The organism is Microbispora siamensis (assembly GCF_016863095.1).
Taxonomy (GTDB): Bacteria; Actinomycetota; Actinomycetes; order Streptosporangiales; family Streptosporangiaceae; genus Microbispora; species Microbispora siamensis.
Map to the genome: position 1 here is coordinate 97,076 of NZ_BOOF01000039.1, position 16,798 is coordinate 113,873.

At 71.4% G+C, this 16,798-nt stretch carries 14 protein-coding genes and 1 tRNA gene; 11 read left to right on the forward strand and 4 right to left on the reverse strand.

What is annotated here, in order from left to right; all coding sequences use genetic code 11:
- The first annotated feature begins 11 nt into the window (after nt 1-11).
- The 7 genes from orn to Msi02_RS44060 all read left to right on the forward strand — a co-directional run bounded on the left by orn (nt 12) and on the right by Msi02_RS44060 (nt 7,016).
- Nucleotides 12-608 (forward strand): oligoribonuclease, encoded by a 597-nt coding sequence (gene orn, locus Msi02_RS30405; protein WP_079320324.1) that lies wholly within the window; start codon nt 12-14, stop codon nt 606-608.
- 91 nt (nt 609-699) lie between these two features.
- A tRNA-His gene (locus Msi02_RS30410) sits at nt 700-775 on the forward strand.
- A 92-nt stretch (nt 776-867) separates the two neighbouring features.
- Complete coding sequence (locus Msi02_RS30415) at nt 868-1,392, forward strand: PadR family transcriptional regulator (RefSeq protein ID WP_079320323.1); 525 nt, start codon at nt 868-870, stop codon at nt 1,390-1,392.
- Complete coding sequence (locus Msi02_RS30420; protein WP_204051406.1) at nt 1,389-2,069, forward strand: ABC transporter ATP-binding protein; 681 nt, start codon at nt 1,389-1,391, stop codon at nt 2,067-2,069. The genes Msi02_RS30415 and Msi02_RS30420 overlap by 4 nt, the downstream gene beginning before the upstream one ends.
- A complete protein-coding gene (locus tag Msi02_RS30425) occupies nt 2,066-4,294 on the forward strand; it encodes an FtsX-like permease family protein (protein ID WP_204051407.1) in 2,229 nt (742 codons plus the stop codon). Before Msi02_RS30420 ends, Msi02_RS30425 begins: the two co-directional genes overlap by 4 nt.
- A gap of 7 nt (nt 4,295-4,301) precedes the next feature.
- Nucleotides 4,302-6,578 (forward strand): penicillin acylase family protein, encoded by a 2,277-nt coding sequence (locus tag Msi02_RS30430; RefSeq protein WP_239108823.1) that lies wholly within the window; start codon nt 4,302-4,304, stop codon nt 6,576-6,578.
- A gap of 111 nt (nt 6,579-6,689) precedes the next feature.
- Nucleotides 6,690-7,016, forward strand: coding sequence for a helix-turn-helix domain-containing protein (locus tag Msi02_RS44060; RefSeq protein WP_275414185.1), 327 nt, complete (start codon nt 6,690-6,692; stop codon nt 7,014-7,016).
- Here Msi02_RS44060 and lat read toward each other — a convergent pair.
- From lat to Msi02_RS30450, 3 genes are all read right to left on the reverse strand, one after another.
- Nucleotides 6,924-8,210, reverse strand: coding sequence for an L-lysine 6-transaminase (gene lat / locus Msi02_RS30440; protein WP_204051408.1), 1,287 nt, complete (start codon nt 8,208-8,210; stop codon nt 6,924-6,926). The two genes, Msi02_RS44060 and lat, sit on opposite strands and share 93 nt — an antisense overlap.
- A 98-nt stretch (nt 8,211-8,308) precedes the next feature.
- Nucleotides 8,309-9,643, reverse strand: a complete 1,335-nt coding sequence (locus Msi02_RS30445; protein ID WP_079320319.1) for an APC family permease — start codon at nt 9,641-9,643, stop codon at nt 8,309-8,311.
- Nucleotides 9,640-11,277, reverse strand: coding sequence for an amidohydrolase (locus Msi02_RS30450; protein ID WP_204051409.1), 1,638 nt, complete (start codon nt 11,275-11,277; stop codon nt 9,640-9,642). Before Msi02_RS30450 ends, Msi02_RS30445 begins: the two co-directional genes overlap by 4 nt.
- Before the next feature lie 122 nt (nt 11,278-11,399).
- Between Msi02_RS30450 and Msi02_RS30455 the strand changes: the two genes are divergently transcribed.
- From Msi02_RS30455 to Msi02_RS30465, 3 genes are all read left to right on the forward strand, one after another.
- Nucleotides 11,400-12,020: a TetR/AcrR family transcriptional regulator gene (locus Msi02_RS30455; protein WP_204051410.1), complete on the forward strand. Its 621-nt coding sequence runs from the start codon at nt 11,400-11,402 to the stop codon at nt 12,018-12,020.
- Nucleotides 12,021-12,102: 82 nt separating this feature from the next.
- Complete coding sequence (locus Msi02_RS30460; RefSeq protein WP_204051411.1) at nt 12,103-13,458, forward strand: transaminase; 1,356 nt, start codon at nt 12,103-12,105, stop codon at nt 13,456-13,458.
- Nucleotides 13,455-13,901 carry an Lrp/AsnC family transcriptional regulator gene (locus tag Msi02_RS30465; RefSeq protein ID WP_204051412.1) on the forward strand — a complete coding sequence of 149 codons (447 nt, stop codon included), beginning with the start codon at nt 13,455-13,457 and terminating at the stop codon, nt 13,899-13,901. The genes Msi02_RS30460 and Msi02_RS30465 overlap by 4 nt, the downstream gene beginning before the upstream one ends.
- Nucleotides 13,902-13,906: 5 nt before the next feature.
- On the opposite strand, the gene Msi02_RS30470 is transcribed toward Msi02_RS30465, so the two are convergent.
- On the reverse strand, nt 13,907-15,562 hold the full coding sequence (locus Msi02_RS30470; RefSeq protein WP_204051413.1) for a penicillin-binding transpeptidase domain-containing protein: 1,656 nt from the start codon (nt 15,560-15,562) through the stop codon (nt 13,907-13,909).
- A 32-nt stretch (nt 15,563-15,594) separates the two neighbouring features.
- Here Msi02_RS30470 and Msi02_RS30475 point away from each other — a divergent pair, with 32 nt between their 5' ends.
- Nucleotides 15,595-16,437, forward strand: a complete 843-nt coding sequence (locus tag Msi02_RS30475; RefSeq protein WP_239108824.1) for a spermidine synthase — start codon at nt 15,595-15,597, stop codon at nt 16,435-16,437.
- Nucleotides 16,438-16,798 lie beyond the last annotated feature (361 nt).

Here is a 16,798-nt window from a genome sequence, read left to right on the forward strand (position 1 = left end):
ACTCTTGAGCCATGACTGACCCGCTGGTCTGGATCGACTGTGAGATGACCGGGCTCGACCTCGGCCGTGACGCGCTGATCGAGGTGGCCTGTATCGTCACCGACAGCGAGCTGAACCAGCTGGATGAGGGCGTGGACGTCGTCATCAAGCCCCCCGCCGAGACGCTGGAGCAGATGTCCGAGGTCGTGCGCGAGATGCACACGACCTCCGGACTGCTGCGGGCGCTCGCGACGGGGGTGACCCTTGCGGAGGCCGAGGCCGTCGTGCTCGACTACATCCGCTCGCACGTGCCCGAGGCCAAGAAGGCGCCGCTGTGCGGCAACTCCATCGCGACCGACCGCGCGTTCATCGCCCGGGACATGCCGCTGGTGGACGCGTTCCTGCACTACCGGATGGTCGACGTCTCGTCGATTAAGGAACTGGCCCGCCGCTGGTATCCCCGGGTCTACTTCGCCTCGCCGGAGAAGCAGGGCGGGCACCGCGCCCTGGCCGACATCACCGAGAGCATCCGGGAGCTGCGCTACTACCGGGCCGCGGTCTTCGTGCCACAGCCCGGCCCCGACTCCGCCACCGCCCGCGAGGTCGCGGAGACCGTCTCCGGGTCCTGACGCCCTGACGCGGAGGGCGAGCGGTATTGAGGGCGCGGAGGACTCCGAAATACCGCTACACTTTCTTCGTACGCCTCGCACGGCGGACATGGTGGGTGTAGCTCAGCTGGCAGAGCGCCAGGTTGTGGTCCTGGATGTCGTGGGTTCAAGTCCCATCACTCACCCCAATGGCGAACGGCCGGTCCCGACGGACCGGCCGTTCGCTTTTTCATCGTCAGCTATCACCCGCGTATATACCCTCGGTGTATAGACTGCGGGCATGACCGTTCCCCTCGCGTTGCTCGGCCTGCTCGAACGGGAGCCGAGCCACGGATACGACCTGAAACGCGACTACGACACCTTCTTCGGCCGGGGCAGGCCACTGCCGTTCGGGCAGGTGTACTCCACGCTCGGCCGCCTGGCCAGGGACGGCAAGGTCACCGGGCAGAGCGAACCGGGCGACGGGCCGGACCGCAAGCGCTACGCCATCACCCCCCTGGGCAGGCAGGAGGTCGCCACGTGGCTGGCCGAGCCGGTCGCGGCCGAGCCGTACCTGCAGACGGTGCTGTTCACCAAGGTCGTGCTGGCGCTGATGCTGGGCCGGGACGCGGCCGGCTACCTGGACGCGCAGCGCGCCACGCACATGCGGCGCATGCGGGAACTGACGGAGGTCAAGCGCGGCGGCTCCCTGACCGACGCCCTGCTGGCCGACCACGCCATGTTCCACCTGGAGGCGGACCTGCGATGGATCGACGTCACCCAGGCCCGGCTGGGGGCCCTGGCCGAGACGGTGCGGGCGTCGTGATCATCGAGGCTCGGAAGGTCAGCCGTTCCTACGGCAGCACGCCCGCGCTGCGGGAGGCGGACCTGTCGGTGGCCGCGGGCGAGGTCGTGGCGGTCATGGGTCCCAGCGGCTCGGGCAAGTCGACGCTGCTGCACTGCCTGGCCGGCATCTTCACGCCGGACAGCGGCGAGGTGTGGTTCGACGGACGCCGCCTGGACACGCTGGACGACGGCCGCCGCAGCGAACTGCGGCGCACCGCCTTCGGCTTCGTCTTCCAGTTCGGCCAGCTCGTGCCGGAGCTGACCGTCACCGACAACGTGATGCTGCCGCTGCTGCTGGGCCGCACCAGGAGAAAGCACGCCGAGCGGCGGGCGGCCGAATGGCTGGAGCGGCTGGAGCTGGCCGACCTGGGCGGCCGGCGCACCGGGGAGCTGTCCGGCGGGCAGGCGCAGCGCGTTGCGATCGCCAGAGCGCTGGTCACCCGGCCTCGGGTGGTCTTCGCCGACGAGCCGACCGGCGCGCTGGACACGCTCACCGGCGAGCACGTGATGAACCTGCTGGTGGGCCTGGCCCGTGAGGAGGGCGCCACCGTGATCGTGGTGACCCACGACGCCCGCGTGGCCGCCTGCGCCGACCGGGAGGTCGTGGTGCGCGACGGCCGTGTCTCCGACCCGTACACGACCGGGGCCGTCCGATGATCCGGCTGGGCCTGCGGCTGTCGCTGAGCAGCGGCAGGGAGGCGGCGGCCAGGCTGGCGCTGATCGTCGCCGGCGTGGCGGCGGGCGTCGCCGTGCTGCTGGCCACGCTGTCGCTGTTCAACGCCTTCCTGGCCACCGACGGCCGTGCCTGCTGGGAGTGCACGAACGGCTCGGCGCCCAGCGGCTGGGCCCTCGACGCGACGGCCGACGGCGCGCTGTGGAACTATCACGAGGACTTCTACGGGGGCCGGACGATCAAGAGGCTGGACGCCGCCGCGCTCGGCGCGCGGGCACCGGTCATCCCCGGCCTGTCCCGCATGCCCGGCCCGGGGCAGTATTACGCCTCGCCCGCGCTGGCCGCGCTGCTGGACTCGGCACCCCCTGAGGAACTGGCCGCCCGCTTCCCCGGCACCCGCGCCGGCCTGATCGGCGACGCGGCGCTGTCCGGGCCCGACGAGCTGGTCGTCGTGGTGGGACGGACGCCGGACCAGGTCGCCGCCATGCCCGGGGCCAGGCAGGTCGACACGGTTTCCACCATGCCCGCGGTCGACGAGAGCGCGGACGTCTACCGGTTCGGCTTCGGCCTCGCCGCCGTCGGGCTGATCGTCCCGCTGCTGGTGCTCGTGGGCACCGCCACCCGGCTGGCCGCGGCCCGCCGCGAGACCCGCTTCGCCGCGATCCGCCTGGTCGGCGCCACCACGCGGCAGGTCAACGTGCTCGCGGCGGTGGACGCCGCGCTGGGCGCGCTGACCGGCACACTGGCCGGTTTCGCGATCTTCCAGCTCGTACGGCCTGCCGTGACCGGGGTGCGGATCACCGGTGCCCGGTTCTTCCCCGAACTGGTCGCCCCGCACCTCTGGCAGTACGCGGCCGTGCTCGGCGGCGTGCCGGTGGTGGCCGCCTGCGCCGCCCTGTGGTCGCTGCGCCGGGTGCGGATCTCGCCGCTCGGCGTGGCGAGGAAGACCGCCGCGTCCCCGCCGCGAGCGTGGCGGGTGATCCCGCTGCTGGCGGGTCTGGGGATGTTCTTGGGCCCGGTGTACCGCAACGGCAAGCCCGACGACCTGCTGGCCGTCGCCGCGCTCGCGCTGGTCATGGTCGGGCTGATGCTGGCCGGACCCTGGCTGACCATGGTCGCCGCACGCCTGGCCGCCCGGCTGACCCGGGGCGGGGCGACGCTGCTGGCCGCGCGGCGCCTGGCCGCCGATCCGAAGACCGCCTTCAGGTCGGTGAGCGGGCTGGTGCTGGCGGTGTTCATCGGGACGACGATCGCGGCCCTCGTGCCGACGGTGGTCGCCGGGCAGCAGAAGGTGGCCGGGGGCACGCTCAACGACGTCCTGGGCGCCAGGTTCTCCCGGCCTGGCGTCTCCGGCCTGTCACCCCGGGCGGGGACCGAGCTGCTCGCCCGGCTGCGCGCCCGACCGGGCGTGGACGTGCTGCCGATCTACGCCAGAGCGGACATGGAAGTCGTCCCCCCGCGGCCCGACGGCCCGCCGCCCGCGCCGTACGTCGTCGAGTGCGCCGATCTGGCCCGCTTCCCCGTGCTCGGCCGCTGCCCTGTGAACATCGACGGCAGGGGCGCCCGGGCCGTGGCGGGCAACTTCGCCCGCATCGTCGGCGCCGACAACCCCCTCACCGTCGACAGACTCCTTCCACTGGCGGGCCCGGCCAGCCCGCCCGCCTCCGCCGACGGGCTCGACCTGGCGGCCGTCATGATCACCACACGCGATCCCGCGACGTTGGAGCGGCTGCGCACCCTGCTGGCCGGCTACACCGTCGAAGCGCCGATGACCTTCGCCGAGGTCGCCCAGGTCAGGGCGGACCTGTACACCCGGGCGGAGAACGTCGCGCTGGCCATGGTCGGGCTCACCCTGGTCGCCGGCGCCTGCGGCCTCGTGGTGGCGGCCGGCGGCGGGCTGGTGGAGCGCAGGCAGCCGTTCACCCTGCTGCGGCTGGCGGGCACGCCCACGCGCACCCTGGCCGCGGTGGTGCTGCTGGAGTCGGCGCTGCCGCTCGTGCTGGCCGCCGCGCTCGCCGCCGGCGCCGGCTTCGGTGTGGCCGAGCCGCTCATCGACGCCCTCGCGATGAAGAGCGCGTCGTTCGCGATGCCGGGACCCGTCTACTTCGCCTCCCTCGGCGGCGGCCTGGCCGCCTCCCTCCTGGTGATCCTCACGACGCTGCCGCTGCTGCGGCGCATGACCACGCCCGACAACGCGCGTTTCGAATAGGAGCCCCATGAAGCTCATGCCTGCCGCGGCGATCTCGCTGGCGTTACTCGCCCCTCCCGTGCCCGCCGCGGCGGCCGACGGGAGTTACTCGGCCACGATCCGGCGCACCGAGTACGGCATCCCGCACGTCACCGCCAAGGACTACGGCGGCCTCGGATTCGGGTACGGCTACGCCTTCGCCCAGGACAACCTGTGCACGCTGGCCTCCTGGGTGGTGACGCTGCGCGGCGAACGCTCCCGTTACTTCGGCCCGAAGGCCGAGTCCGACGACCCGGTCCGCCCGGTCGCCAACCTCGCCAGCGACGTCTACTACAAGAGCGTCGCCGAATCCGGCGTCGTACGGCGGCTGCTGGCCCGGCCCGCGCCGGTCGGCCCGAGCGACGAGCTGCGCCGCCTGGTGGACGGCTACGTCGCCGGATACAACCGCTACCTCGCGGACACGGGCGTGGAGAACCTTCCCGACCCCACGTGCCGGGGCAAGGCGTGGGTCGGCCCGATCACCGCCACCGACATGTGGAACAACCTGCTCGACCTCGACCGCATGGTCGGCAGCTCGCAGTTCAAGGAGGCCATCGCCGGGGTCGGCGAGGCCGAGGGCGAGGGACCGCGGCCCCAGCCGGCCGCGGGCAGCAACGCCTGGGCCCTCGGCCGTCAGGCCACGCGCGGGAACGGCGGCATGGTGCTGGCCGACCCGCACTTCCCCTGGAAGGGGATCCGCCGCTTCTACCAGGTGCAGCTCACCATCCCCGGCGTGCTCGACGTCTCCGGCGGCAGCCTGTACGGCACGCCGGTCGTCCAGATCGGCCACAACGCCAGGGTCGCCTGGACCCACACCGTCTCCCACGCGCAGCGCTTCACCGTCTACCGGCTGAAGCTCGCGGACGACCACAGCTACCTGGTGGACGGCCGGGCGGAGCCGATGGGCGAGCAGGAGGTGGAGGTCACCCTGCCGGACGGCACCGTCTCCGGCCACACGCTCCGCACCTCCCGCTACGGCCCGGTGCTCGCCGTCGGGCGTACCGACGAGGCCGCGTACGCGCTGGCCGACGCGAACGCCGCCAACCTGCGGGCGGCCGACGAGTGGCTGGCGATGGCCAGGGCGGGCAGCCTCGACGAGCTGCGGGCGGCCCAGCGGACCCACCAGGGGATGCCGTTCGTCCACACCCTCGCCACCGACGCGAGCGGAACCGCCTACTTCGCCGATACCTCGGTCGTCCCCCACGTCACCGACGCCGAGGCGAAGCGCTGCGCCAAGCCCTCGCCCGTTCCGGGCCTCGAGGCGTACGTCCTGGACGGCTCGACCTCCGCGTGCCTGTGGGGCAGGGACGGCGACGCCGTCGTGCCGGGCGTCTTCGGGCCGGGCAACCAGCCGAGGCTGGTCCGCGCCGACTACGTGGCCAACTCCAACAACACCTACTGGATGACGAACCCGGCGAAGCCGCTCACCGGCTATCCCAAGGCGTACGGCGAGACGGGCACCGAACTGGAGCCGCGTCCCCGGGTCGGCCTCGACATGATCGCCCAGCGGCTGTCCGGGACCGACGGGCTCGGCGCGCCCGGCTTCACGCTAGAGACCCTGCAGGCCACGGTGCGCGGCAAGCGCAACCTCACTTTCGAGCTCATGCGCGACGACCTGCTGAAGCTGTGCCGTACCGACTCCGAACTCCGGGACGCGCGCGAGGCCTGCCGGACGCTGGGGAAGTGGAACGGGCGCGCCACCCTGGACGGCGAGGGCGCCGTCCTGTGGCGCGAGTTCTTCACCCGGCTGGGCCGTCCCACCAAGCCGGGAGAGCCGGCCTTCAGCCCCTGGCGGGTGCCTTTCGACCCCGCGCGTCCGCTGACCACCCCGAGCGGGCTCAAAACCGACGACCCGGCCGTGCGGCAGGCCCTCGCCGACGCCGTGCTCCACTTCACGTCCAACCGGATCCCCCTGACGCTCACCCCCGGGCAGGCGCAGAGCTACGCCTCGATCCCGATTCCCGGCTGCACGGAAGGGGAGGGCTGCTTCGACCGGGTGCGCACGGGCGGACCGCTGGGCGCGGACGGACGCTACCCGGAGGTGAACACCGGATCCAGCTTCATGATGGCCGTCGCGCTCACTCCCGAAGGCCCGCGCACGCGGACCGTCCTCACCTACTCCCTGTCCGCCAACCCCGCCTCGCCCCACCACACCGACCAGACGGCCCTGTTCTCGCGCGGCGGGTGGGTGACCGAGCGCTTCACCGAGGCGGAGATCGCCGCCGATCCGCACCTCGAGACCGTCACGGTCCATGGGGGGCGTTGACCCGGGCAAGTCAGTTCACTTTTCCCCAAAGGTGGACGATGCGGGTTATGCTGCCTCACAACCGCCGTGCGGGGGCCTCGGCGATCTCTGATCGTCTTCTACGGAGGCCGGATGAGAATCGACGACCGCACAGACGACCGCACCGCAATGGGGCTGAGCAAGCGGGAGACCGAGGTCATGGAGCTGATCGCGACCGGTCGCTCCAATGGCGAGATCGCCCGGCTGCTGTTCCTGAGCGAGAAGACCGTGAAGAACCACGTCAACCGCATCTACGCCAAGCTGGGCGTGGACTCGAGGATGACGGCCATCTGCCGCTGGCGCGGCGAACCCGCGCCCGCGGCGCCGTCAGCCCCCGGCCAGATCCCCGGTGAGGACGGCGCGCAGGCCGTCCAGCCCGTACTCAAGCTCGTCGGGCTGGACGGACAGGGCAGGGCGTAGCCGTACGGACCGCTCACCGCAGCGCAGGACCAGGATCGCGCGTTCCTCCCGGAGCCGGGTGACCAGAGCTCCGGGGTCGGGGACGTCGAAGGCGCACATCAGCCCGCGTCCGCGCGCGTTGGCGACCAGGCCCTCGGCCTCCAGTCCCTGGAGGGCGCCCAGCAGCTTCTCGCCCAGGATCGCCGCCCTCGGGATCAGGCCGTCCCGCTCGATGATCTCGAGCATCCGGCGGGAGCGCACCATGTCGACCAGGCCGCCGCCCCAGGTGGAGTTGATCCTGCCGCTGACCCGGAACACGTTGTCGGGCACGAGGTCCACCCTGCGGCCCGCCATGATGCCGCCGACCTGGACCTTCTTCGCGAAGGCCACGATGTCGGGGGCCAGGCCGAGCTGCTGGTACGCCCAGGGGGTCCCGGTCAGGCCGACGCCGGTCTGCACCTCGTCCACGACGAACAGGGCCTCGTACTCGTGGCAGAGCGCCTGCATCGCCTGGAGGAACTCGGGGCGCATGTGGTTGTCGCCGCCCTCGCCCTGGATCGGCTCGGCGATGAAGCAGGCGATGTCGTGGCGGAACCGCTCGAACGCCTCCCTGGCCTGCGCCAGCGCCCGCTCCTCCGCCCGCTCGACGTCCCCGAAGTGGATGGCGGGGACGTCGACGCGCGGCCAGCAGAACCGGGGGAACCTGTCGGTCTTGACGGGATCGGTGTTGGTGAGCGAGAGCGTGTAGCCACCGCGGCCGTGGAAGGCCCGGGTGAGGTGGAGGACCCGGGTGCCGAGGCCGGGGTGGCGGCCGTGGGCCTCATTCCAGCGGCTCTTCCAGTCGAAGGCGCACTTGAGCGCGTTCTCCACGGCCGCCGACCCGCCCTCGACGAAGAACAGGTGCGGCAGTTCGGGGTCGCCGAGCACCCGCCGGAACGTCTCCACGAACTCGGCGAGGTGGACGGTGTACATGTCGGAGTTGGCCGGCTTGTTGGCGGCCACCCGGCCGAGCAGTGCGACGAACTCCGGGTCGTCGGCGAACGGGTTCACCCCGAGGGGCGACGACGCGAAGAACGTGTAGAAGTCGAGATACCTCCGGCCGTCCCGGGCGTCGACCAGCCAGGAGCCGGCGCTCCTGTCCAGGTCGAGCACGAGACGGTAGCCGTCGACGAGCAGGTGCCGTGCGAGGGCGTCGTGCACAGTGGTGGGGTCCATTTCGCCTCCGCCTCATACTGGGAAACGAGATGATTCCCTCACATCTGGCCGTCTATGTGAATAGTTTCCACTTAGATAGCACCTGAAGAGGACATTTTTCAGGCCGCGAGGGTAGGTTCCGCATCCGAGAAGCTCATCACGGGCGGCCTGCGGGTGAACATCCTCGTCAGCGCGAGGAGATAGACGAACCCCACCGCCATCCAGATCAGGCCGACCGTGAACGTGACGCCCGAGAGGCTGGTCCACAGCCAGATCGTCAGCGCGAAGCCCACCAGCGGGACCAGGCCGTACCTGACCAGGTCGGCGGCCGAGCGGCGCCCCTCGTCGAGCACGTAGTGCTTGACGACCGTGAGGTTGACCATGGAGAAGGCGATGAGCGCGCCGAAGTTGACCATGACCACGGCGTTGTCCAGGCTGATGAACAGCGCGACGAGCGAGACCGCCGACACCACGGCGGTGGCGACGATCGGGGTGCGGAAGCGCGGGTGCAGCCGGGCGAAGGCCGCCCGGGGCAGCACGCCGTCACGCCCCATCGAGTAGAGGATGCGCGAGACGCTCGCCTGGGTGGTCATGGCCGACCCGAAGGCGCCGACCACGTAGATCCCGACGAAGATCGTCTCGAACGCGGCGCCGCCGAGCGCGGACATGATGTCCACACCCGCCGTGTCCGCGTTGGCGAAGTCGTCGTAGCCGGGGTGGACGAGGCTGCCCATCCACGCGACCAGGATGAACAGCAGGCCGCCGATGAGCGTGGTGAGCACGATGGCGCGGGGGATCGCCCGGCGGGGCTCCCTCGCCTCCTCCGACAGGGTCGAGACGGCGTCGAACCCGAGGAAGCTCAGCGCCAGGATCGCCGCGCCCGCGAACACGCCCGAACCCGGGGTGAAGGGCGCGAAGGGCGACGGCGCGGGGTGACCGGCCAGGTGCTTCAGCGACAGCGCGGCGAACACCACGATCAGCACCACCGACAGCCCGACGACCAGGACGTTGACCCGGTTCATCACCGTGATGCCGACGACGTTGAGCACGAGCACCAGCAGCAGCGCCGCCAGGGTGAAGATCCACTGGGGCACCTCGGGGAACTGGCTGTTGAGGTAGATCCCGATGAGCAGGAAGTTGATCATCGGGAGGAACAGGTAGTCCAGCATCAGCGTCCACCCGGTCATGAAGCCGATGTGACCGCCGAAGGTCTGCTGGGTGTAGGTGTAGGCGGACCCGGCGGTGGGGTACGCCCTGGCCATCCTGCCGTAGCTGAACGCCGTGAACAGCATGACCACGAGGGCGACCACGTAGGCCGCCGGCAGGTGGCCCTCGGTGACCTGGGTGACGGCGCCATAGGTGGTGAAGACGGCGACCGGGGCGAGGTAGGTCAGCCCGAACAAGGTCAGTCCGGGAACGCCGAGGACGCGCTTCAGTCCGGCGGGTTCGGTCATACGCCACTCCTGTTGGCTGGGAGGAAGGTTCTCACGCCGGCCGCCCACGTGCCGAGGACGGTCGTCGTCTCCGCGATGTCATGGGGGTCCAGCCGCCGGACGTCGCCGTCCAGCCAGACCAGGTCGGCCACCTTTCCGGGGGCCAGGGTGCCGCGCTCCTCCTCGGCGAACGCCTGGTGGGCGACCCCCGCGGTGTACGCCGACAGCGCCTCCTCGATGCCGATCCGCTCCTCGGGCAGCCAGCCGCCGGACGGCTCACGCTCGGCGTTCTCCCGCGTCACCGCGACCGGCAGCCCGGCAAGCGGGCGGTGGTCGCTCACCGGCCAGTCGCTGCCGAAGGATACGTGCACTCCGGAGCGCAGCAGCGAACCGATGAGGTACTGCCGCCGGGCCCGATCCGGCCCGATCCTGGGGAAGGTCAGCTTCGTCATCGGGGGATCGGTGCGCGCCCACAGGGGCTGGAGGTTGGCGATCACGCCGAGCCTGGCGAACCTGGGCAGGTCCTCCTCCGCGAGCACCTGCACGTGGGCGATCACCGGCCTGCGGTCACGCGGGCCGTTCACCCGCGTCACGTGCTCGATCGCGTCCAGCGCGGTGCGGATGCCCGCGTCGCCGATCGCGTGCAGGTGCGCCTGCAGGCCCATCGCGTCCACCGCCGTCAGGGCCTCGATCAGCTCGCCGTACGGCCAGACGGGCATGCCCCGGGTGCAGGGATCGTCGCTGTATGGCGCGAGCAGCGACGCCGTGCGGTTCTCCAGGATGCCGTCGATGAAGAATTTGACGGTGCGGGCGGTGAGCCGGTCGTGCCCGAGCGTTCGCACCCGCTCGCAATCGGCGGCGAACTCGGCGAGTTGCTCGCGCCACCGCACGGGATCCGCGCGGAAGGCGAGGTTGACCCGGGTGGCCAGCAGCCCGCGGCGGGCCGCCTCCAGGTAGGCCTCGACCGTGCCGTGCTCCACCCACGCGTCCTGGATCCAGGTGACCCCGGCCGCCGCGTACGCCTGGGTGGCGGCGGCGAGCGCGGTGACGAGGTCCTCGGTGGTGCGGTCGGGGGCGGCGGCGAGGACCGCGTCCACCGCGTCCCACTCCATCATGGTTCCGAGCAGCTCGCCGTCCGGGCGGCGGGCGAACCGGCCGCGGGGGGTGTCGGGCGTCGAGGCGTCCAGGCCGGCCCGCCGCATGGCCTCGGAGTTGCACCACAACGTGTGGTAGTCCCAGGCCCGCAGCGCGACCGGCCGGTCGGGCACCGCCTCGTCCAGCCACCGGGCGTCGAACAGGCCGTCGGGGACGATCGTGGCGTCGTAGCCGCCTCCGATGATCCACCCGTCGCCGGGATGCGCGTCGGCGTGGCGGCGGACCTCCTCGACGATCTCCGCGACCGTGCTCAGCCCTCTGACCTGCGGGCCCAACGCCTCGAACCCGGCGTGGTCGGGATGGCAGTGGCCGTCGCCGAAGGCCGGTAACAGCATCCCGCCGCGTAGGTCGACACGGTCGTCGTGGGTTCCCGCCAGGGCGGCGGCTCCGAGTGCTTCTATCCGGCCGTCCCGTACGGACAGGGCGTCGGTGGTCGTGCTGGTGCCCGTCCAGATGGTGCCGCCGTGAAAGAGGGTGCGGCGAAGCAGGATGCGCGACATGGGCGTCCCGATAAATCGAATGACGTTCGTTTAGTGGGATGAGGATAGGTTGTCGGCGGGCAAAGCGGAAGGGGGCTCCGGGCCGAATGCGGCGGCGAGTGGGACGGCCGGCGAAGCCGGTGTTGAGCAGGGAGGCCATCGCGCGGGCCGCGCTGGCCCTCATCGACGACGCCGGAGCCGAGGGTTTCTCCATGGCCGCCCTCGCCGAACGGCTGGGCGTGCGGCCGTCCTCGCTCTACAACCACGTGAGCGGCAAGGACGACATCCTGGCGGCGGTCCGCGAGATCGTCTCCGACGCCATCGACGCCTCGATGTTCGCCGTGCTGCCCTGGGACGAGGCGCTGGTGCGGTGGGCCCACGGCTACCGCGACGCGTTCGCCGCCCACCCGCCCGCGATCTCCCTGCTGGCCACGCTGCCGATCACCGGAGCCCTGCGGACGCTGCGGATGTACGAGGAGGTCGTCGGCGGGCTGCGGCGCGGCGGCTGGCCGGAGGCGATGGTCATCCCCGTGATGGTCGCCGTGGAGTCGTTCATCCTCGGCTCGGCGCTCGACCTGGTGGCGCCGCCCGACATGTTCGACGCCGGGCCGCTGGCCGCGCAGGTCCCCGTCTTCGCCGCCACGGTGCGCGCCCGCGACGACGCCGCGACCACAAGCGGACGCCCGCCGGCGGACCTGTCCTTCGAGGTCGGACTGGCCGCGATCGTGGAGGGACTGCGACGGACGCTCGCGGCCATGGGGTGACGATTCGGAAGCGTTTGTGTACCTTTGCTTCAGATTTCGTGGTTCTGCACGGAGTGCAGCGATCTTTTCTGAGGCAGGGATGATGATCGACCGTACTCGCCTGGCCCGGCTGCTCGACCGCGAGCGCGACGCGTTCCGGGAGCGCAACCCGCGCTCGGCCGCCGCGTACGAGCAGGCGAGAGGCCACCTGTTCGGCGGCGTGCCGATGACGTGGATGAACAAGACGGCCGCGGGCTTCCCGCTCTACCTGGCCGAGGCCCGCGGCGCCCGCGTCACCGACCTCGACGGCCACGAGTACGTCGACCTCTGCCTCGGCGACACCGGCGCGATGGCCGGGCACTCCCCTCAGGCGACCGTGGACGCCGTGGCCGACCGGTTCGGCCGCCGGGGCGGCGCCACGGTGATGATGCCGACCGAGGACGCCGCCTGGGTCGGCGCCGAGCTCGGCCGCCGGTTCGGCCTGCCCTACTGGAGCTTCTCGCTGACGGCCACGGACGCCAACCGATGGGCGATCCGGCTGGCCAGGGCGATCACCGGCAGGCCCAAGATCCTCGTGAACAGCTACTGCTACCACGGCAGCGTGGACGAGGTGCTGATCGTCGTCGACCAGGACGGCCGCCAGGTGTCCCGCGAGGGCAACGTCGGCGCGCCGGTCGATCCCACCGTCACCTCGCGCGTCGTGGAGTTCAACGACCTGCCCTCGCTGGAGCGCGAACTGGCGTACGGCGACGTCGCGGCGGTCCTCATGGAGCCCGCCCTCACCAACATCGGGATCGTGCTGCCCGAGCCGGGCTACCTGGAGGGCGTCAGGGAGCTGACCCGGCGGTACGGCAGCCTGCTGATCAACGACGAGACGCACACCTTCTCGGCGGGCCCGGGCGGCTGCACGAAGGCGTGGGACCTGCAGCCCGACATCGTGACGATCGGCAAGGCGATCGGCGGCGGCATCCCGAGTGGCGGTTACGGCCTGTCCGCCGAGGTCGCCGCGCGCATCGAGGCGATGGACGGGCTCGACCTGGTCGACATGGGCGGGGTCGGCGGCACGCTGGCCGGCAACGCCCTGTCGGTCGCCGCGATGCGCGCCACGCTGGAGCACGTGCTCACCGACGACGCGTTCGCCGCCATGACCGAGCTGGCGACCCGCTTCACGAAGGGCGTCCAGGAGGTGATCGACGCGCACGGCCTGCCGTGGTCGGTCACGCAGCTCGGGGCGCGCGCCGAGTATCGATTCACCAGCCCGGCCCCCCGCAACGGCGGCGAGTCGAACGCGGCCGGCGACCCCGACCTGGACGACTACCTGCACGTCTACCTGGCCAACCGGGGCGTGCTGCTCACGCCGTTCCACAACATGGCGCTGATGTCCCCCGCCACCACCGAGGCCGACGTCGACCGGCACCACGAGGTCTTCGCGGCGGCCGTCGCCGACCTGGTCGCATGACCCTGGACGAGATCGACCGGGTCCTGCTGCGCGAGCTGCAGCGGGACGGCCGGGCTTCCTACGCCGCGCTCGCCGAGGCCACCGGCCTGTCCGCCCCCGCCGTACGGCAGCGGGTGCAGCGGCTGCGCGACGAGGGCGTCGTCCAGATCGTCGGGGTCACCGACCCGATGGCGCTGGGCCTGCCGGTCATGGCGCTGATCGGCGTCCGCGTCGACAGCGACGTGCACGAGGTCGCCGACCGGATCAGCGAGCTGTCCGGGGTGATCTACGTGGTGCTCACGGCGGGCTCGTTCGACCTGTTCGTCGAGGTGGTGTGCCGGGAACCGGCCGAGCTGCTCAGCGTGCTCAACGACCACGTCAAGCGGGTGCCGGGCGTCACCAGGGCCGAGGCGTTCACCTACTTCGGGATCCACACGCACCGGTTCGCCTGGCCCGGCGTCTGAGAGTCCTAAAGGGCTTTCAGGAAGCGGGCGGCGATGGGGACGGCGGCACCGCGGCCGGTGCCGCCGTGCTCGACGAACACGGCGAAGGCGAGGTCACCCCGATAGCCGATGAACCAGGCGTGGTCCTGCCCGCCCTGCCCGTCCTCGGCGGTGCCGGTCTTGCCCGCGACCCCTGGGGGCAGCTCGGAACCGGCGGCGGTCCCGTCGACCGTGACCGCGCTCATCAGCGAGCGCAGTCCTTCCGCCACGTTCGACGGCAGGGGCACGCTATTTTGCAGCTCCCCCTGCGGCGCCTCGTCCGCCAGCGGGCGGGCCTGCCGCCACTCCCCGCTCTCCACGGCGGCGGCGACCAGCGCCATGCACAGCGGAGTCGCCTCGACCGTGCCCTGTCCGAAGGAGTCCTCGGCGAGCGCGTCGGGGTTCTCCGGCCGCTGCAGGCTGCCGCACGTGCTCGTGTCGCTGCTGTCCCCCTGCGCGCGGAAGCCGAACGCCCTGGCCTGATCGACCAGCGTGTCACCGTTCAGCCGCTCGATGGTCAGCCGGACGAACGTGGTGTTGCACGACAGGGCGAACGCCTGCCGCAGGGTGACCGTCCCGTGGTTCTCGTCCTTGTAGTTGTGGATCGGCCGGTGGAAGGGGATCTGGTAGACCGCCGGGCAGTCCACCGTGCTGTCGGGAGACAGCCCGTTGTTGAGCAGCGCCGCCGCCGTGATCGTCTTGAACGTCGAACCGGGGGCGTACTTGCGCTCGAACGCCGCCCGGTCACCCAGCTTGTCGGAGACTGCGAGAATCTCCCCCGTGGACGGCCGTACGGCGACGATGGCGGCCCGCTGCACGCCGTCGAGCGCCCGGGCCGCCGCGGCCTGCACCGCGTAGTCGATGGTGGTTCGTACGCCGACCGGCCGCTTCTCGGGCTTGTAGGACAGGACGGTCTTCGCCGGCAGGCCCGGATTGTCGACCTGCAGCGCCCATCCCACGGCCACGCCGGCCGTGGGCGCCACCCCCTGGTTCATCAGGTTGTCCAGGTACGCCTCGGCGCCCGAGTTCTGTGGGAACTCCCGCCCTCCCCTCGTCACCGGCCGAAGCGGCCCGGCGTCCGGCTCGGTCCTGACGAGACTTCCGCCGGGCTGGATCTCCGGATGCAGGACCGCAGGCGTCCAGACGACCTTCCAGGTGAGATCCCGTACGGCCAGGTGCAGGCTGGAGTCGAAGCGCCAGGTGCCGGCGTCCTGCTCGTCGCGCTCCTGGGTGAAGGGGATCTCGGCCGTATCGTCCCCGGTGCGTACGAGGTTGCCGACCGTGATCCGCAGCGACTTGGAGAGTGCGGCGTCCTCGAACTCGCGGTGCTGGTCCGCGAAGTCGTCCGGAGGATCGTCGACCAGTTCGCGCATGGCGTCGTAGTCGCTCTTGACCCAGGCCTGGAAATAGGCGGCGGCCGTCTCGTCAGGAGAGCCCTCCGGGGAGCTTGCGGGGGACGGCTCGGAAGATGGCTCAGGCCGGAGTTGGAGCGTCTGCGGGCCGGCGGGTGCGGGCGTCCCCCGCGGCGCGGCGACGAAGTCCGAGACCGGCTCCTCCCTGCCGGACACAATGAGTCCGGCAACGCCGAAGACGAAGATGGCCGCGGCGACCATGACGAGGGCGAGCAGGGCCCTGTTCCGCATACGGTTCTCATATCACGCGAAAGGAGCCATAGGTGGCAAGGAGCAGAGAACCGTTGCCAGGCCGCTATCCAGTGACCTTCGGCGAGGTGGAGCTCCTGCGCGACCTCGACCGGCCGGATGGGTGGATGCTCATCAGGGACGGAGTCCCCCAGTCGTACGTGGATCTGACCGATCCCACCTATCTGGACTTCTCGTACACGCAGCTCATGGCCAGCGTGATCGACTGCCTGCCCGAAGGCCCGCTCGACGCCGTCCACATCGGTGGCGGCGCCTGCACGATCCCGCGCTACATCTCCGCGCGGCGGCCCGGCTCCCGGCACATCGTCGTCGAACCGGACGCCGGGCTGGTCCAGCTCGTACGCGACCAGCTCAACCTCAAGTCGGTGCCCCGGCTGAAGGTCCGGGTGGCGGACGGCCGCGCGGCGACGGCGAACCTCGGGGACGACTCGGCCGACCTGTTCGTGCTCGACGCGTTCTCGGGCGCGACGATGCCGGTCGAACTGGCGACCGTCCAGTACATGGCGGAGATCGCCCGCGTCCTGCGCCCCTCCGGCACCGCGCTGATCAACGTGGCGGACGGCAAGGGCCTGCCCTTCGTCAAGCGGGTCGCCTCCACCGTGAGCCGTGTCTTCCCGCACGCCGCGCTGCTGGCCGAGCCCGGCATCCTGCGCGGGCGCAGGTTCGGCAACGTCGTCCTGGCGGCCTCGCCCGGGGACCTGCCGATCGAGGCACTCACCAGGAAGGCGGCGGGCGGCCTCACCCAGGCTCGATGCCTGGCTGACGAGGACCTGACCCGTCTGGTCGCGGGGGCCGCTCCCATTCACGACGGCGACGCCGTCCTCGCCCCCGTCCCCCCACCAGGCCTGTTCGACTAGTGGATGTGTCCACCAACCTCGGCCGGATCGGTCCACGGCTGTTGGCCGGGTCGGCGCACGTTGCCGGATCGGTCCACGAGCGTTGGCCGAGTCGGTGCACGTGGGCCGGTCGGTGCATGTGGGCCGGTCGGTGCACGTGGGCGGGGTCGGTCACTGCGCCGGAAGGAACCTCCGGTCCTCGCGAAGCCCGCTCCGCTGGGCCTTCGCTGCGGTCCTCGCTCCCTTCCGCTCCGCTCCCTCGACCTCGATGAGCCTCGTGGACAGCCCACTACCGACCCTCGGGTCCTGGTCGTCATTCCCGTAGCCGCCGGGCTCGTGCGAGGCGGTGGTAGGTGAAGGCCCACCGGTCGGTGCCTTCTTT

Bases quoted from the DNA above. Each gene is read 5' to 3' on its own strand.
- Msi02_RS30470 (WP_204051413.1), bottom strand. From the start codon at position 15,562: ATGCGGAACAGGGCCCTGCTCGCCCTCGTCATGGTCGCCGCGGCCATC.
- Msi02_RS30415 (WP_079320323.1), top strand. From the start codon at position 868: ATGACCGTTCCCCTCGCGTTGCTCGGCCTGCTCGAACGGGAGCCGAGC.
- Msi02_RS30430 (WP_239108823.1), top strand. From the start codon at position 4,302: ATGAAGCTCATGCCTGCCGCGGCGATCTCGCTGGCGTTACTCGCCCCT.
- lat (WP_204051408.1), bottom strand. From the start codon at position 8,210: ATGGACCCCACCACTGTGCACGACGCCCTCGCACGGCACCTGCTCGTC.
- Msi02_RS44060 (WP_275414185.1), top strand. From the start codon at position 6,690: ATGAGAATCGACGACCGCACAGACGACCGCACCGCAATGGGGCTGAGC.
- Msi02_RS30425 (WP_204051407.1), top strand. From the start codon at position 2,066: ATGATCCGGCTGGGCCTGCGGCTGTCGCTGAGCAGCGGCAGGGAGGCG.
- Msi02_RS30460 (WP_204051411.1), top strand. From the start codon at position 12,103: ATGATCGACCGTACTCGCCTGGCCCGGCTGCTCGACCGCGAGCGCGAC.
- Msi02_RS30465 (WP_204051412.1), top strand. From the start codon at position 13,455: ATGACCCTGGACGAGATCGACCGGGTCCTGCTGCGCGAGCTGCAGCGG.
- Msi02_RS30450 (WP_204051409.1), bottom strand. From the start codon at position 11,277: ATGTCGCGCATCCTGCTTCGCCGCACCCTCTTTCACGGCGGCACCATC.
- orn (WP_079320324.1), top strand. From the start codon at position 12: ATGACTGACCCGCTGGTCTGGATCGACTGTGAGATGACCGGGCTCGAC.
- Msi02_RS30445 (WP_079320319.1), bottom strand. From the start codon at position 9,643: ATGACCGAACCCGCCGGACTGAAGCGCGTCCTCGGCGTTCCCGGACTG.